This window comes from Blastomonas sp. UPD001 (assembly GCF_003426715.1).
Lineage (GTDB): Bacteria > Pseudomonadota > Alphaproteobacteria > Sphingomonadales > Sphingomonadaceae > Blastomonas.
On the sequence record NZ_QKVT01000001.1, the window covers coordinates 177,883 to 193,527 of the forward strand.

Here is a 15,645-nt window from a genome sequence, read left to right on the forward strand (position 1 = left end):
TTTGGCGACGGCGAGGTTCTCGATACCCGAACAGGCGGTCGCGAACGCGGCGAGGACCTCGCGCGCAGGATAGGGGTTTTCGGCTGGCGGCGCCTCGTCCTGGGCTGCCGCCAGCGCGAAAAGTCCGATCAGGAGACCGGACGCGAGCATCAGGCGAGGCTCGGGTCCAGCGTCTTGCAGACGCCCAGCAGTTCCTTCACCGCGTCGACCGAGACCTGAAGATTGCTCTTCTCCTCGTCGGTCAGATTGATCTCGACCACCTCTTCGGCACCATTGGCGCCGATGACGACGGGCACGCCGACATAGAGGCCATCAAGGCCATACTTGCCTTCGACATTCACCGCACAGGGCAGGATGCGCTTGGTGTCGCCCAGATAGGCTTCGGCCATCGCAATCGCGCTGGTGGCGGGGGCATAATAGGCCGAACCGGTGCCGAGCAGCGCGACGATCTCGCCGCCGCCCGAGCGGGTGCGCTTGACGATCTCGTCGAGGCGCGCTTCGGACACGCCCTTGATCTTGGCCATGTCCTTCACCGGAATGCCGTTGATCGTCGAATAGCTGAGCACGGGCACCATGGTATCGCCATGGCCGCCGAGCACGAAGGCGTTCACGTCCTTGACGCTGACGCCGAATTCCCAGGCGAGGAAGGTGGCAAAGCGCGCGCTGTCGAGCACGCCGGCCATGCCGACGACCTTGTTCGCGGGGAGCCCTGAGAATTCGCGCAGCGCCCAGACCATCGCGTCGAGCGGGTTGGTGATGCAGATGACGAACGCGTCGGGCGCGTTGTCGCGGATGCCTTCGCCTACGGCCTTCATGACCTTGAGGTTGATGCCGAGCAGGTCGTCACGGCTCATGCCCGGCTTGCGCGCAACACCGGCGGTGACGATGATGACGTCGGCGCCCGCGATGTCGGCATAGTTGTTGGTGCCGGTGATCTTCGCGTCAAAACCTTCGACCGGGCCGCACTGCGACAGATCGAGCGCCTTGCCCTGCGGCACGCCTTCGACGACGTCGAACAGCACGATATCGCCCAGTCCCTTGGTGGCTGCGAGATGCGCCAGCGTACCGCCGATATTGCCTGCGCCGATCAGCGCGATCTTGTTGCGTGCCATGGTCAATCCTTTCCGAAAATAGTTGTCCGGCCGAAACTGCCTGTCAGAAAATGCGGGGGTGCTATGTGGTGCGTGTGCGTTCCCTGAACAGTTATCCGGCCCTCAGCGAAAACCTTGTGATGTGCTTGTCCGTTTCACGACCTCGGATGGGCGCGCACCGGGCCTGCACGGCCTGAGTCATCGCGCTCGCCGGCCTGCCTAGGCCGCTTGGACGGGCTTTTCAACCTTCAAAAGCCCAGGAAACCCAATTATTTGTGCAACTGAAAACTGTTAGCAATAAGGCGCCCGATGACCGGTCGCCGGTCCGGAAAATGACCGCAATGGCGGCAGGATGCTCCATTGCGGCACAGCGGCAAATTAACATGGGATAGACATGATACACTATTTCCTCTAGCGCCGATCAGGCTGCGACGAGGGTAAGCGGGTCTTAACCCGCCGGGCATAAGGGTAGAACGATGGCCACCAAAGTTCAGTACACCGTCGATACCGAATTGTCGCTCAAGCTCTTCCAGGAAGGGGCCAGTGCGCAGGAGAATTTCGACAGCTCGATTGCGGGCAAGTGCCGCGATGGCGAATTCGGCATCTTCTACCAGATGGACCGGCTCGAGGCTTATGGGCTCAAGGGCGTCTTCTTCGTCGATCCCTTTCCGGCGCTGGTCTATGGTCCCGGCGTGATCGCCAGGATCGTTGAGCCGATCCTGAAGCGCGGGCACGAAGTACAGCTGCACATCCACACCGAATGGCTCGAATTTGCGCGCGGGCACGAGCTTGAGCATCTGCGCGGCCGCAACATCGCCGACTTTCCGCTCGACGACCAGATCCGCCTGCTCGATCAGGCGCGCGCACTGCTGATGATTGCCGGGGCGCCCAAGCCGACGGCGTTTCGCGCCGGCAATTTCGGCGCGAATGACGACACGCTGCGCGCGCTGAACGCGATCAACGTGCGTTATGACAGCAGCTTCAACCCCGCATTTCTGGCGGGCGAATGCGCGATCGATCTGCCCGCCGACACGCCGCCCTTCGCCGAGCATCTCGGCGTCGGCATCATTCCGGTCAGCGTCATCGAGGATCGTCCCGGCAGCATTCGCGCCGCGCAGCTTTGCGCGCTGTCCGCCTGGGAGATGCGCGATGCGCTGGCCCATGCGGCAGAGGACGGCTGGCCGTGCTTCACCATCGTCAGCCACAGTTTCGAGCTGCTCAGCCGCGACCGTACCCGCGTGAACCCCATCATCACCCGGCGCTTTGACTCGATGTGCCTGAACATCGCCGAGCAGACCCGACTAGAGGGGACGGGTTTCCAAGCGCTCGAGCCGCTGTGCAAGCCCTCTCTGCGCGCCGTTCCCGCCAATCTGGTGCGCACCGCGCTGCGCTATGGCGAGCAGGCGGTGAGCCGCATCCGCTACGAGGCGGGGATCATCTCTACCCTGTTCCTCAACGAGCTCGCCGCGTTCGAAAGCGTCGTGGCGATCTGACCCCGACAGCGCGTCAGCCGCGCAGCAGCTTGCGGATCCGCGCCTTTGCGCCGATCCGGTCGAGCCAGGCGCCGGTACCCTCGACGCCAGCGTTGAAGGCGCGATGTCCGGTGAGCACCGCGCGGTTGGCCAGACTGGGCTTGAGCAGGAACACCGTGGCGCATTGCACCTGATGCGTGCCGAACAGCGCCTTGTGCGTGCCATCGCCCTCGGTGAAATCGAAATAGCGGAAGCGCGCTTCAGCAAAGAGCTCTTCGAGCGCGTGCATCTGCAGCACGGTGCCGGGTGAAAGCGGCGCCTGTCCCTGATCGTATCCGAGATAGGCATAGATCAGCACGTTATCGACCACCGGCAGATAGAGATAGGCGATCGGCTTGCCTGCCATGAATAGGATCCAGGCGCGCAGATTGTCGGCCCGGGCCAGCGCCTCTGCCTCGGCACGGAAGGCGGCATGGCCCGGCAGCCCGGCATCAAGCAGCCGTGCCTGATAGGTCTGGTTCGATAGCGGCAGCGCGGCCGCGAAGAACGCATCGAGCCGATCGGGCGCATGATAGCTGCGGATGTCGAGCGTGCCGCCATCGGCGTCGGCGAGCTTGCGCATCTTGCGCTTGAGCGTCGCGCGCGTCTTGGATGAGAACTGCGCCATATAGCCGTCATGACCCAGCGCCATGTCGATATAATGCCGCGCATAGACTTGCGGCGGAGACTTGAGAAAGCCTGGAAACTGCTGGTCGAGCCGGGCGAGCTGGCTTGCGGGTGCGGACTGCACGCGATAGCCGTCCGCATCGCCCGGCAGCGGGGCAGGGGTGAGCGGACGATCGGCGAGGATCGCATCGAGCCCGTAAGCCAGCGGCACCAGCATCCGCCGCGCGCGAAGGATGCAGCGATCACCCAGCAGAAAGCGGATATCGGTGGCAACGGGCGTCATGCGGCGGTCATCCGGTGAGGCGGGAAGGGTGATGGGTGTGGTAAGGCCACAGGGTTAAGATCGCTTGAACCCGGCTGCGCGTGCGGGGCTTTACCCGATGTTCACGTGCCCCCTATAGTGACTGCTCCGACGAGCTGCGACCTCGTTCAGACCTGCCTCCTGCGATGGGACACTGACATGGCGCAGCCCAGGCCGTACCTTGCCTGCAATCACTGCGGATCGACCGAAACGCGCCCTGTCGCGCGGATCGATGGCCATTGGCTCGAACGCTGTGCGCGTTGCGACCTGGCCTTCGTCACCGATCCGCCATCGGAGGCGGCGCTGGCCGCGATGTACCAGGCAAGCAACGACTATCACACCCAACTGCTCGACCCGGCGAGCGATGCCTTCGTGAAAATGACGGCCATCGCCCGCCATCATCTGCGCTTTGTCGAGCGCTTTGCCAGCTTTGGCCAGTTGCTCGACGTCGGCTGTTCGACCGGGCTTTTCCTCGACCAGGCGCGGCGTCGCGGGTTCGATGTCGCTGGCGTCGAGTTCTCCGCCGCATCGGCGCGGTTCGCGCGCGAGCATTTTCACCTGTCGGTGACCGATGGCGACATTCACGCGATCGACGATGCCGATGGCCTGCTCGACATCGTGACGATGTTCGACGTGATCGAGCATGTCCGCGATCCCGCGCGCGACATGCTCGCGGCGCACCGTCTGCTCAAGTCCGGCGGGCTGTTCATCCTGTCGACCCCCAATATCGACGGCCTGTTTCCGCGCATGTCGGAGCCTTTGGCGCGCCCGCTCGGCTATTGGCCGCATGTCGAGCCGCCCTGGCACCTCTACCAGTTCTCGGTACGCACTCTCTCCGCCATGCTCGAGGCGCGCGGGTTCGAATGCCTGGGAACGCACCATACCGCGATCGATCTGGCCTACACCTTCGGGACTGTAAGCGAACTGTCGCGCAGCCCCAAGCGGCTGGCCTATGCGCTGGCCTTTGCGCCCTTTGCCTGGGCGGGGCCGAAGATCGGCATGGGGGACTGGTTCTATCTTGCAGCGCGCAAGCACTGACGATCAATCGCTTACCGCATACTGGATCGGCTTGAACGATCCGTTGTTCGACTGCAGCGCCGAACAGGCGGTAAGGCCGATGACCAGGTCCATATGGGCGCGGAAGGTGATCGAATCCCCCGCCTTGCTGAGCGGTGGATCGACGCGCAGTTCGCCCGTGGTACCGTCGACGGGCACGTTCATGAAGCAGTTGAAGGCCACCGGGATCATGTCCTCGGTCACCCCGTGCGGTGCGAGCGCCGCAGCAAGATTGCCGAAACAGCCGCGGTGCGGATCGGTATCGCCATAGATGATGCGAAACGTGTCCTTCGAACAGGGCGTCAGCAGAAAGTCGTGCCGACCGACATCGTCGGCGACGATCTCGAGCATCACTTGGCTGCGGTTCGAATAGAGCAGGTCGCCGGTCGAGAGATAGATCTTGCTGGCATAATCGAGCGTGCGGCCCGATGAGATGACCTCGCCGACATCATGGCGGTTGAAGGCCAGCAGATCGGCCACCTGCTCGCCGAGCACATCGGTGACGGTCAGGGTCTGGCCCCTGTTCAGCGTGAACGCCGTGCCCGAGCGCGGCGGAATTTCATGCGGCATGTTCGGCGGCCTTTCTCGGACGGAACGGGCATCGCCATTCGCTGCCCACGGCGCGGCCACTATACTGCCGCGCCTCGGAAACGGTGCCGTGCCGCGCCAGCATGGGATTGGCATCGCCCGCCAGCGCGATATCGCGCTCGATGATCGTCCCGCGCATCTTCTCGTACACGCCTGTGGCGCGCAGCTGCTCGAACTGGTCGTGGAGATTGAACACGAGCGCAGGCCGGTCGAAGCGCCGCGCGGGGCGGCTGGCACCGGGGTGCAGGCCGACGACAAAAAAGGCTTCCCCGCCGAAGCTGAGCGAGAAATGCGGGTCGTCGGGATCGCCGCTGACGCGCGGATCGACCGGCTGACCGAGCCAGTCGTCCTTGTCGCTCAGCGATTGCAGCCGCTGCCACAGATGCCGCTCGAACCCGGACTCGTCGAGCCCGGCATCTTCTTCGAAGACCACCGCAAGCGACTGGAACGGCGCGGGGTCAAGCGCATAATCGCGCGCGATCTCCATCAGCGCGGGGTGGATGCGCAGATCGTCCCAGGCCGAGCGCAGGTCACGCCCGACGATGATCCGCATGTTGCCCTTCGCCAGCGCCGACTTCGCGCCGACACAGGGGAAGTTGCGATCCTGGATGAACGAGCGGAAACGCTCCGCCAGCGGGTGGTCTTTGGTAATGCACGTTTGAGCCATGCCGGGGTTACGCTGCTGGGGCCAAGCGGTTGCGCATCATCATTGATGCAGCTCCCTGGCGAGTTGACCCGCTGTCGCCAGGTCGGCGACAAAGGCGGCGCGCTCGATCCTGGCGCGCTCGCGGTCGGGCAGGCGCAACAGGAACGAGGGGTGTACCGTCGCGACCAGCCGCGCGTCGTCGTCCAGCGCGTGCGCGGTGCCCCGCATCGAGGAGATGCTGCTCGACCGGCCCGTGAGCCCGCGCAGCGCGCTACCGCCGAGCGAGACGATGATATCGGGCCGGACCAGCGCGCGTTCCTGATCGAGCCACCAGCGGCAGATATCGATCTCGCCGGTGCTGGGATTCTGGTGCAGCCGCCGCTTGCCGCGCGCGACGAACTTGAAGTGCTTGACCGCGTTGGTGACGTACAGCGTCGAGCGGTCGAGCCCGGCTTCTTCCAGCGCCTCGTCGAGCAACTGTCCCGCCGGTCCGACGAACGGACGGCCTTCCAGATCCTCGCGGTCGCCGGGCTGTTCGCCGACCAGCATGATCCGCGCCTGGCGCGGGCCTTCGCCGGTCACCGCCTGGGTGGCGTTGCAGTGCAGCGGACAGCGCGTGCAGGCGCGCACCGCCTGGCCCAGATCCTCCAGCGATGTGATGGCTTCGGGCATGGCCGTCTCCGCTTCGCCGCGCGCGCGCCATTTGTCGCTGCGGGGGTTTGCGAGCGAGACGGCTGTCTCGCGCATCCGTTCCACCCGCGCCTCGGCCCCCGCGATCAACGGCGCGATATCCTGCGCCTCGGGCAGATTGTGCCAGTATTTCTTGGGCATCTCGGCGCGCATCGCGGCGATCTTGACGCGCGCGGGGTTGAAGATCGCGCCATAATAGGTCCGCCACTGGTCCTCGACCACGTCGTGATCGGGCACCTCGTCGCGCGTGCCGCCGGGGCCGAGATGCAGTTCCTCGGCATGCCAGATCGCGCGGGCATCGGGGGTCAGGATCGCCCAGTCCATGCCGTAGAAGCGCTTGCGGAAGAAAGGCGCACCCAGCCGCAGGATGCGATGCTCGGGCTCGAACCAGGCGATGAAGCGCTCGCGCCCGGTTTCATCCTCGCCCAGCCTGCGAAAGCGCACAAAGGCGTGCATCTTGTGCAGGTCGCGGCGGATCGCCTTGTCCGCGCGCATCAGCCAGTCGGTATCGGTGTCGGTCCGCCGCTCGAGCAGCTTGCGATCGTCGAGCGCGCGCCACAGCACGCGATAGAGACGCGAGGGCACGCTCTCATCGCGATGGCAGATCACCCGGTCGGCGATGGCGACCAGTTCGCGGGGGAGGGTGACGGTGCGCTGCGGCTGCAGCGGCGCGGGATCGGCGAAGAGCGAGGCGCTTTCGCAGACAGACCGCCAGACGATATCCTCGGGCGGAACGCGCGCGGCGAGCAGTCCGCGTGCATGGCCGCGCCATTCGTCAAACTCCCCCGGCTGCTGCAGGATGATCTCGCGCATCGCCATCTGCCTTAAAGCGCAAGGCTCATCTGTTCGGGCGGCGGGGCGAAGCGCGCGCGCAGATTGGCGCTGTCGGTGAGCCCGCCGGGCCGCCAGTCGGGCGTGGTGATAAAGGGCAGCACCTTCTTCACCGAGGCGGTGAGGCGTGCGAGATCACCGATGCGGATCGCTCCCAGCCGGCGCGCGGTGACGATGCGGTCGACCGCCTTGGTGCCGAGCCCCGGCACGCGCAGCAGCATCTCGCGCGGGGCGCGGTTGATATCGACCGGAAAGCTCTCGCGCCGCTGCAGCGCCCAGGCGAGCTTGGGATCGATCGACAGGTCGAGCATGCCCTCGTTCGCCCCGGCCATGATCTCGGCGCGATCGAACCCGTAAAAGCGCAGCAGCCAGTCTGCCTGGTACAGCCGGTGTTCGCGCATCAGCGGCGGGCGCACCGGGGGCAAGTCGCTGCTCGCGTCGGGGATCGGGCTATAGGCCGAATAATAGACGCGGCGCAGGCGATAGCCCGAATAGAGGCTGGTCGCCGAGGCCAGGATATCGTCGTCGCGCGCCCCATCCGCACCGACGATCATCTGGGTCGACTGGCCTGCGGGCGCAAAGCGCGGCGGCTTCGCTTTCTTCAGCAGCCGGTCCTTGCGCGCCTCGACCGCATCCTCGACGCCGACCCGGACATTGGCCATGGTCTTGCGGATGGTCTGCGGCTTCTTTTCGGGCGCGAAGCTCTTCAAGCCATCCTCGGTGGGCAGCTCGACATTGGTGGAGAGGCGGTCCGCATAGAGACCCGCTTTCGCGATCAGCTCGGGCGAGGCCCCCGCGATGGTCTTCAAATGGATATAGCCGCCGAACCGATGCTCTTCGCGCAGCAGCCGCGCGACCTCGACCAGCTGCTCCATCGTGTAATCCTCTGACCGGATGATGCCCGAGGAGAGGAACAGCCCCTCGATATAATTGCGCTTGTAGAAATCGAGCGTCAGCCGGACCACCTCCGCCGGGTTGAAACGCGCGCGCGGCACGTTGCTCGACGCGCGGTTGATGCAGAAGCGGCAATCATAGATGCAGAAATTGGTGAGCAGGATCTTGAGCAGCGAGATGCAGCGGCCATCGGGCGCATAGCTGTGGCAGATGCCCATGCCGCCGGTCGAGCCAATACCCTTGGTGCCGGTGGAATCGCGACGCACCGTGCCCGAGGAAGCGCACGAGGCATCATATTTCGCCGCGTCGGCGAGCACGGCCAGCTTCTGCAGAATCGGTTTTTCGCTCATTCCCCGGATATAGGGTGCGGAACAAAAAAAGAACAGTTTATTTTCAATGCGCAGGCTTTGCTTGCGCTGCGTCGCGGCTAAGGTGCGGCATCGCAGGAAGGAAAGCCAGATGACACTCAAGGATACCCTCGTACCCACGTTCGTGCAGATGCTCGGCGCGCTTTCGGCCTGGTTGGGCAAGGCCGAGCAGCATTTCGAGCCCGAACAATCGGCGCAGATCATGCAGGCGCGGCTGGCGCCCGACATGTTCCCGCTCTTCACCCAGGTGTGCTTTGCCTGCGTCCAGGCGCAAGAGGCGATGGCGCGGCTGCAGGGGCAGGATTTTCCGGCCGCGATCGCGGCGCTGCGCGGTGAGGGCGTGGACTCGGGCACAGGGCCTTGGACCATTGCCGATGCCCAGGCACGGATTGCCGATACCATTGCCATCGTGGAGGCAGCCGCCAATGGTCTGGCCGATGTCGCGGACGACGAGCCGATCGCGCATGAACTGCCGATGGGCATGATCTTCGACTTTACCGCGGCCCAATATGCCCGCGACTGGGCGATCCCGCAGTTCTATTTCCACGTGATGACCGCCTACGCCATCCTCCGTGCGCAGGGGGCACCGCTGGGCAAGATCGATTATGTCGGGCACCTGCTGCCCTATCTGCGCCCCGGAACGATGCCGGGGCGGGACTGATTTGCGCGCCGGCTACCAGGGGACGGTGCTGGCGGATTAGCACCATATCGGCGTCATCTTTCCAACCTTTTCCGCAGCTATGCTGCCTGTCCGCAACGGGAGAACCACCATGGCCTATGTTTCCGCATCCGATGGCACGCAGATCTTCTACAAGGACTGGGGGCCGAAAGACGCCCAGCCGATCATGTTTCACCATGGCTGGCCGCTCTCGTCGGACGACTGGGACGCACAGATGCTCTTCTTCCTGAGGCAGGGCTTCCGTGTGATCGCGCATGACCGGCGCGGCCATGGCCGGTCGGAGCAGGTGAGCGAGGGGCATGACATGGATCATTATGCCGCCGATGCTGCCGCCGTGACCGCGCATCTGGACCTCAGGAACGCTGTCCATATCGGCCATTCGACCGGCGGCGGCGAGGCGGCGCGCTATGTCGCCCAGCACGGCATACCGCAAGGCCGCGTCGCCAAGGCGGTGCTCGTGGCCGCGGTGCCGCCGATCATGCTCAAGACCGATCGGTATCCCGGCGGGCTCGATATCGAGGTATTCGACGGTTTTCGCGCCGCTCTCGCCGCCAATCGCGCGAGCTTCTTTCGCGATGTCGCCTCGGGCCCGTTCTACGGTTTCAACCGCGAGGACTCGGAGCCCGACGAGGCCGTGGTCGAGAACTGGTGGCGCCAGGGGATGATGGGCAGTGCCAAGGCACATTACGAGGGCATCAAGGCGTTCAGCGAGACCGACCAGACCGACGATCTCAAGGCGATGACCGTGCCGACGCTGGTGCTTCACGGCGATGACGATCAGGTCGTGCCTTACCAGAATGCCGCGCTGCTGCAGGCGGATCTTCTGCCGCACGCCGAGATGAAGATCTATGAAGGCCTTTCGCACGGCATGCTGACGGTCAACGCGGATCGTCTCAACGCCGACATCCTGGATTTCATTCGCCGATAGTGGCGGGGCGGCAGGGGTGCTCCCGAACGCCGGCCCGCCCCTTGCGATCCCACGCAAGGGACGGTCCGGTGCGCGTAGGTCAGGCTTCGAGAGCCTGTGCCGGGCCTATTGGGGCGTCAATTGAGGATATTTGATCCCGAGTTGCTCGAGATACGAGCCGTATTTGCTGGGGTCATAATAATATTTCTTCAGCTCGGGCCGGATGCGCTCCATCAGCTCCTTGTTGAGGTGGATCGCCGGCTGGTCCTCGGGGGTCAGCACCGGATCGTATTTCTGGTCCTTGGTCTGCACCGTGGTGAAATAGGTCTTGGCGTCGCTGACCAGCTTGGGCGTGGTCATCACGTCGAGCACGGTCAGCGCGACCGCCTTCGCGCCTGCGACTGCGCCCTTGTGCGCGATAGGCGTCGCCATCGCGATCGCCGAGGTGACGTTGTGCCCGATCATGCTGGGGATGTTCGACGGGAAGCGGATGGTGATCGTCGGCACCGTCCACATGATGTCGCCGATATCGTCCGAGCCCCCGCCCGTCGAGGTGCCGCGCGTTTCCGGTGTCGACAGCGGCTCGACCGTGGTCTTGAGCGGCGCGATCTTGAACTTCAGCGCCTCCTGCACCGCCTTGGTGAACGCCTGGTCCTCGGGCGACCATTTGGGCATGCCGACCATCTCGATATTGGCCTGCGCCGCCTCGGCGAGCGGCTTGTTGCCGTAATTCGGCGCGGCATAGCCCAGCACCCGGCGGCTGACAAAGGTGCCGGTGGCCTTGGCGGCCGCCTCGGCTATGTCGCTGCCCGTATTGTAGAGATCGCGGATCGAGGCGAAATTCTGCTCGCGGAAATAATACCAGACCGATGCCTCGCCCGGAACGATATTGGGCTGCCCGCCGCCATTGGTGATCACATAATGCGATCGCTGCGTCAGCGGCAGATGCTCGCGCCGCATGTTCCACGCGATGTTCATGAGTTCCACCGCATCGAGCGCGCTGCGCCCCGACCAGGGCGAGCCTGCGGCATGGCTGGTGATGCCCTTGAACGTGTATTCGACCGAAACCATGCCGTTATTGCCCGAATCGCCATAGCTGGTGCCGAAGCTGGACGCGACATGGGTGAAGATCGAGACGTCCACATCCTTGAACATCCCCGCCCGGACATAATAGGCCTTGGTCGCCAGCAGCTCTTCGGCCACGCCGGGCCAGAGCATCAGCTTGCCCTTGATCCCGTGCTTGATCATCACTTCCTTGGCGGCGATCGCGGCGGCAACGATCAGCGGCATGCCCGAATTGTGCCCTTCGCCATGGCCCGGCGCGCCCGGTACGATCGGCTTCAGTTGCGGTACGCCCGGCATCTGCGACAGGCCGAGCAGCCCGTCGACGTCCGAGCCCAGCGCGACCACCGGGCCATCGCCGTTGCTCCACGTCGCGGTCCAGGCGGTTGGGATGCCCGCCACGCCCTTGGTGATGGTGAAGCCGTTCTTCTCGAGGATGCCGGTCAGATAGTCGGCGGTCTGGTATTCTTGAAAGCCCGGCTCCTGGAAGCTGAACACGGAATCGACCATTTCCTGGACCAGCTTGGCCTGCTCGTCGACTTCGGCCATCGCCTCCTTCTTCATCGCGGCAGGCGCCTTGGCCTGGGCGGTCAGCGGGGTCGAGGCCATGAGCAGCGCTGTCAGCAGTTTCTTGGCATGCTTCATTGTCTTGGTGTTCCTGGTTTTTCGTGGCGTGGGTTTGGATCTGGCTCGCTCTGGTCACGATAGGGCCCGATGCAGCGGAGCAAGCGTGCCCTATCGTGTCTGCATGTCACAGCTTGAAGCGCACCCCCATTCGGAAGACGCGGCCGAGCACGTCGTAGAGGTTGCGGTTGGTCTGCGGATAGGCAGGGGTATTGTCGCCGGTCGGGCCATTGCCGACGAGCACCGGGTCCGTATCGAAGACGTTACGGACATAGAGGAACACCTCGGCCTCGGACGAGGCGATCTGGAACCGCTTGGTCACCGACAGGTCGAGATACCATTGGCCGTCGATATGATTGGTGTTGATCGTGCGGAAATCGGGGGTCGAGAGCGGGCAGCCGCTCTGGCATTCGATGAAATTGTTGTTGTACACGCCGTCGGAAAAGCCGCGACCGACCAGGTTGAACGACCAGCTTTCGGTGTCGTAATTGGCCGAAAGGCGATAGTTCCACGAGGGCGTGGCATCGCCGCCGCCCGCATTCTGCCCGGCCAGGTCGACCGGCGCGTTGATGCCGTTGTCGGTGATATTGTCGATATAGTGCGACACCACCGCGCGCAGCGTCAGGTTTCCGGGGCCAATCGACGCGCGATAGCTCGCCTCGAAATCGATGCCGCGCACCTTGACCGACGAGAAGTTGAAGGGAACCAGCGTGATCGTGCTGATGTCGTTCGGTGCGGCAAAGGCGATCTGCGCGCATTGCGACGCGACATTCTGTTCGAAGCACAGATTGGCGGTGGTCTGCGCGGTGAGCGTGGCGATCGCGCCGCTGAGCGAAATGTCGAAATAGTCGACCGAGGCGGCAAAGCCCGGCAGGAAGCTAGGCATGAACACCCCGCCGACGCCCCAGGTGCGCGCGACCTCGGGGGCGAGGTTGAGGTTGCCGGTGATCTGCTCGAGGAACGTGTCGGCGCGGGTGCCGCCGCCCGCCACCGGCACGTTGACGGTGTTGGTGCGCGCGGTGCCTGGGGCGAACAGATCGTTGAGATTGGGCGCCCGGATATCGCGCGAGCGGGTCACGCGCAGCTTGAAATCGTCGATGATCTGCCAGGTGCCGCCCAGCTTCCAGGTGACGACGGTTCCGGAGGTCGAATAATCGGTGACGCGCAGCGCGCCGTTGAGGTCGGCCCCTTCGAAGACGGGGAACACCGTCTCGACGAAAGCTTCCTTCACGTCGTAATCGCCCGTGGTGACGCGGTAATTGCCGTAGAGAAAGCCCAGATTGTTCGGCGCTGCCGGATCGAGTGAACCGTCGACTTCCTCGCGGCGATATTCCACGCCGAAAGCGAGGCTGACCGGCCCCGCCCAGTTCTCGAACAGGCGGGCAGTCTGGAAGGTGATCGCGGCGACATCCTGCTGCAGTCGCTGCCGCCGCGAGGGCTGCAGGCCATCGTTGAAGATATAGTTGAGCGCCGCCTCGCTGGGCGTGGCAAGCCCGATACGGTTGATCGGGACGCAGCCGTTCGTGGGATTGGTCAGTGTCGAGCGGCAGACGATCGTGCCCGCCGAATTGCGCACGGCATCGGTGGCGAGCGCGAGGCGCGACGTCACCCAGGTGTTGGTCAGCCGCTCCAGCGTCTTGGCGATGCCGAGCTGGTAATAGGCGTCATAGCTCCACGCGATGCTGCCCGTGTCGAATGCGCCCTTGAGGCCCGCGACATAGCGATAGACATCGCGCGTATTGTCGCTGCCCTGGGCCGGAATGCCGAAATTGCCGGTGCCGATCGTCACGCTGGTGAGGTTGTTGGCCACCATCAGCGCGCGAAACGCGTCGGGCAGGTACGCATTGTCGCGCTGGATCACGACCGAGGGCGAGGGGGTCTTCTGGTAGAAGCTCTGCCCTTCATAGCGCGAATAGGAGATCTGACCGTACAGCTCGAACGCGGGCGAGAATTCATAGCTGGCGCGGCCGAACACGTTGATGCGCTTCTCGTCGGGCGCGAGCGAGTTCGAATTGAGATGGCCCTCGCGGCTGATGCGGAAATCGCCGCCCTGCATCCACTGGCCGCGATTGGGGCCATAGGTGAACTGGTTGAGGCTGGCCTGGCCGGTGGTCGGGTTGATCGATCCGAAATAGGTGCCGCGCAAGGGACCCGAATTCACGATGCCTCCCGGCGTGAACTGATAGGTGCCGATCCCTGCGGCGACGAGGCGCTCGGGCTGGCCATTGCCCACGGCATAGGCGGGATTGTCGATCTGGAAGAAGCCGCTTTGCTGCCATTTGCGGTCGATCGTATCGACGCCTTCCTGGGTGAAATAATCGCCGGCGAGCAGTATCTTGCCCCGGCCATCGGCGAAATCGGTGCCGCCGGTGAGCCGCACGAGATGGTTCGGCACATCGCCATAGGTGGTGATGCCATATTCGTACTCGGCCTTGAGCCCGGTGAAATCCTTGTCGAGGATGAAGTTGACCACGCCTGCGACCGCATCCGATCCATAGGCGGACGAGGCACCCCCGGTCACGACCTCGACGCCCTTGATCAGCCCCTGGGGGACGGTCTGGACATCGACAAAGCCGACCGTGGCCGAGGCGACCGATCGCTGCCCGTCGATGAGGATGAGCGTGCGGTTCGCGCCCAGATTGCGCAGGTTGACCGTGGCAATCCCGGCCTGGCCGTTCGACAGCGAGCCCGAATTGGTCGAGGAGGACTGGCTGCCCTTTACCGCTGGCAGCGTGCTGACATAATCGCCGATATTCGCCTGGGGCTCGGCATCGAGTTCGGCCTCCGTGACGACATTCACCGGGGTGGGGGCATCATAGCCGTCGCGGGCGATGCGCGATCCGGTAACGGTGATGATCTTCTCGGCTTCGCCTTCACCCTCGGCCGTCTGCTCCGAAACCTGATCGCCTGCGGACTGCGCCAGCGCGGCCGAGGTTGCCGTCAGTGCCGGAAACGCCACCGCACAGGCGAGCAGCGCCTTGGTCCGAAGTAAATGTCTCGAATTGACTGTGTCGAATGATCCCATGAATGACCCCCAATTATCTGGTTTGCAGGGCCTTTCGTCATCCTCCCCCATTTTGTTATTTTATGATATCTTTTCCTTGCATTCAGGCAACGACAACGGCTTGGGCGCGGACAGAAAGTAATTTTCTGTCGCGCCCTGATGCAGATTGTCGGCCTGGTTCCCTGATCGCGGGGGCTATGCTTCCCCTTCGCCCTTGCAGGCTAACAGAAAAGCGGGCAGAATAAACAGCGAAATTCGCCAAAATTGTCTGCCATATGTGCGGAATACCAACCGAACATGGGGAAATTGGATGAAATCCGCTGCGCTCGAGCTGGACAGGGTCGATTTCCGAATCCTCGAGGTGCTGGCGGCCGAGGGGCGCATATCGGATGTCGCTCTGGGCGAAATGATCAATCTTTCGAGTACTGCGGTGGCACGTCGACGCCGGATCATGGAGGAGGCCGGAATAATCATGGGCTATAGCGCCCGCCTGTCCTTGCAGGAGCTAGGGTTTTCCGGAGTCGTTATTGTGATGGTTGAGCTCCGGTCGCAGGCAGAACATATCCTCGACGAATTCGAGCGCGAGGTCGTCAAATGCCCTTCGATATCCTATTGCGGATTCATCTCGGGAGACACGGATTTCATAATAATGATCCATGTGAGTTCGCTTGACGAATATGATGAAATCTATCGCCGCGAACTATCCAACCTGCCCAACGTCGCCAAGATCCGCAGCAGTTTCGTCCTGCGCGAAGTGGCACGCCGA

Annotated in this window: 13 protein-coding genes; 5 read left to right on the forward strand and 8 right to left on the reverse strand. The window is 63.8% G+C overall.

The genetic code is table 11. The features are described 5' to 3' along the window. Positions 1–149 precede the first annotated feature (149 nt). A complete protein-coding gene (gene mdh, locus DM995_RS00855; RefSeq protein ID WP_116968187.1) occupies positions 150–1,112 on the reverse strand; it encodes a malate dehydrogenase in 963 nt (320 codons plus the stop codon). Positions 1,113–1,567: 455 nt separating this feature from the next. Between mdh and DM995_RS00860 the strand changes: the two genes are divergently transcribed. Then, positions 1,568–2,584, forward strand: a complete 1,017-nt coding sequence (locus DM995_RS00860) for a polysaccharide deacetylase family protein (protein ID WP_116968188.1) — start codon at positions 1,568–1,570, stop codon at positions 2,582–2,584. Positions 2,585–2,597: 13 nt separating this feature from the next. Here the strand turns inward: DM995_RS00860 and DM995_RS00865 are convergent, their stop codons facing one another. Further along, the gene (locus DM995_RS00865) at positions 2,598–3,512 is read right to left on the reverse strand and encodes a GNAT family N-acetyltransferase (protein ID WP_116968189.1); all 915 of its coding nucleotides are present in this window, start codon (positions 3,510–3,512) and stop codon (positions 2,598–2,600) included. A 177-nt stretch (positions 3,513–3,689) separates the two neighbouring features. Between DM995_RS00865 and DM995_RS00870 the strand changes: the two genes are divergently transcribed. After that, complete coding sequence (locus tag DM995_RS00870; protein ID WP_116968190.1) at positions 3,690–4,568, forward strand: class I SAM-dependent methyltransferase; 879 nt, start codon at positions 3,690–3,692, stop codon at positions 4,566–4,568. A 3-nt stretch (positions 4,569–4,571) separates the two neighbouring features. Here the strand turns inward: DM995_RS00870 and DM995_RS00875 are convergent, their stop codons facing one another. Genes DM995_RS00875 through DM995_RS00890 form a run of 4 tightly spaced genes read right to left on the reverse strand, consistent with a single transcriptional unit; the run spans position 4,572 to position 8,585 of the window. After that, a complete protein-coding gene (locus DM995_RS00875; RefSeq protein WP_023839521.1) occupies positions 4,572–5,156 on the reverse strand; it encodes a DUF1989 domain-containing protein in 585 nt (194 codons plus the stop codon). After that, on the reverse strand, positions 5,146–5,841 hold the full coding sequence (gntA, locus tag DM995_RS00880; RefSeq protein WP_116968191.1) for a guanitoxin biosynthesis heme-dependent pre-guanitoxin N-hydroxylase GntA: 696 nt from the start codon (positions 5,839–5,841) through the stop codon (positions 5,146–5,148). The genes DM995_RS00875 and gntA overlap by 11 nt, the downstream gene beginning before the upstream one ends. A gap of 39 nt (positions 5,842–5,880) precedes the next feature. Continuing rightward, positions 5,881–7,323 carry a UdgX family uracil-DNA binding protein gene (locus DM995_RS00885; protein WP_116970261.1) on the reverse strand — a complete coding sequence of 481 codons (1,443 nt, stop codon included), beginning with the start codon at positions 7,321–7,323 and terminating at the stop codon, positions 5,881–5,883. Positions 7,324–7,334: 11 nt separating this feature from the next. Continuing rightward, positions 7,335–8,585 carry a putative DNA modification/repair radical SAM protein gene (locus DM995_RS00890; protein WP_116968192.1) on the reverse strand — a complete coding sequence of 417 codons (1,251 nt, stop codon included), beginning with the start codon at positions 8,583–8,585 and terminating at the stop codon, positions 7,335–7,337. A gap of 109 nt (positions 8,586–8,694) precedes the next feature. On the opposite strand from DM995_RS00890, the gene DM995_RS00895 reads away from it, so the two are divergent. Further along, positions 8,695–9,264 carry a DUF1993 domain-containing protein gene (locus tag DM995_RS00895; RefSeq protein WP_116968193.1) on the forward strand — a complete coding sequence of 190 codons (570 nt, stop codon included), beginning with the start codon at positions 8,695–8,697 and terminating at the stop codon, positions 9,262–9,264. A gap of 109 nt (positions 9,265–9,373) precedes the next feature. Next, positions 9,374–10,210, forward strand: a complete 837-nt coding sequence (locus tag DM995_RS00900; RefSeq protein WP_116970262.1) for an alpha/beta fold hydrolase — start codon at positions 9,374–9,376, stop codon at positions 10,208–10,210. A 105-nt stretch (positions 10,211–10,315) separates the two neighbouring features. Here DM995_RS00900 and DM995_RS00905 read toward each other — a convergent pair whose 3' ends face one another. Beyond that, positions 10,316–11,896, reverse strand: coding sequence for an amidohydrolase (locus DM995_RS00905; RefSeq protein WP_116968194.1), 1,581 nt, complete (start codon positions 11,894–11,896; stop codon positions 10,316–10,318). A gap of 106 nt (positions 11,897–12,002) precedes the next feature. After that, entirely contained in the window at positions 12,003–14,900 is a 2,898-nt protein-coding gene (locus tag DM995_RS00910; protein WP_116968195.1) for a TonB-dependent receptor plug domain-containing protein, read from the reverse strand. Positions 14,901–15,189: 289 nt separating this feature from the next. Between DM995_RS00910 and DM995_RS00915 the strand changes: the two genes are divergently transcribed. Beyond that, positions 15,190–15,645: Lrp/AsnC family transcriptional regulator (locus DM995_RS00915; protein ID WP_157973265.1), on the forward strand; the 456-nt coding region annotated here is incomplete at its 3' end.

Excerpts from the sequence above, each read along its gene's own strand:
- DM995_RS00910 (WP_116968195.1), bottom strand. The coding sequence starts at position 14,900 with ATGGGATCATTCGACACAGTCAATTCGAGACATTTACTTCGGACCAAG.
- DM995_RS00900 (WP_116970262.1), top strand. The coding sequence starts at position 9,374 with ATGGCCTATGTTTCCGCATCCGATGGCACGCAGATCTTCTACAAGGAC.
- DM995_RS00895 (WP_116968193.1), top strand. The coding sequence starts at position 8,695 with ATGACACTCAAGGATACCCTCGTACCCACGTTCGTGCAGATGCTCGGC.
- DM995_RS00890 (WP_116968192.1), bottom strand. The coding sequence starts at position 8,585 with ATGAGCGAAAAACCGATTCTGCAGAAGCTGGCCGTGCTCGCCGACGCG.
- DM995_RS00875 (WP_023839521.1), bottom strand. The coding sequence starts at position 5,156 with ATGCCGCATGAAATTCCGCCGCGCTCGGGCACGGCGTTCACGCTGAAC.
- gntA (WP_116968191.1), bottom strand. The coding sequence starts at position 5,841 with ATGGCTCAAACGTGCATTACCAAAGACCACCCGCTGGCGGAGCGTTTC.
- mdh (WP_116968187.1), bottom strand. The coding sequence starts at position 1,112 with ATGGCACGCAACAAGATCGCGCTGATCGGCGCAGGCAATATCGGCGGT.
- DM995_RS00885 (WP_116970261.1), bottom strand. The coding sequence starts at position 7,323 with ATGCGCGAGATCATCCTGCAGCAGCCGGGGGAGTTTGACGAATGGCGC.
- DM995_RS00870 (WP_116968190.1), top strand. The coding sequence starts at position 3,690 with ATGGCGCAGCCCAGGCCGTACCTTGCCTGCAATCACTGCGGATCGACC.
- DM995_RS00905 (WP_116968194.1), bottom strand. The coding sequence starts at position 11,896 with ATGAAGCATGCCAAGAAACTGCTGACAGCGCTGCTCATGGCCTCGACC.
- DM995_RS00860 (WP_116968188.1), top strand. The coding sequence starts at position 1,568 with ATGGCCACCAAAGTTCAGTACACCGTCGATACCGAATTGTCGCTCAAG.
- DM995_RS00865 (WP_116968189.1), bottom strand. The coding sequence starts at position 3,512 with ATGACGCCCGTTGCCACCGATATCCGCTTTCTGCTGGGTGATCGCTGC.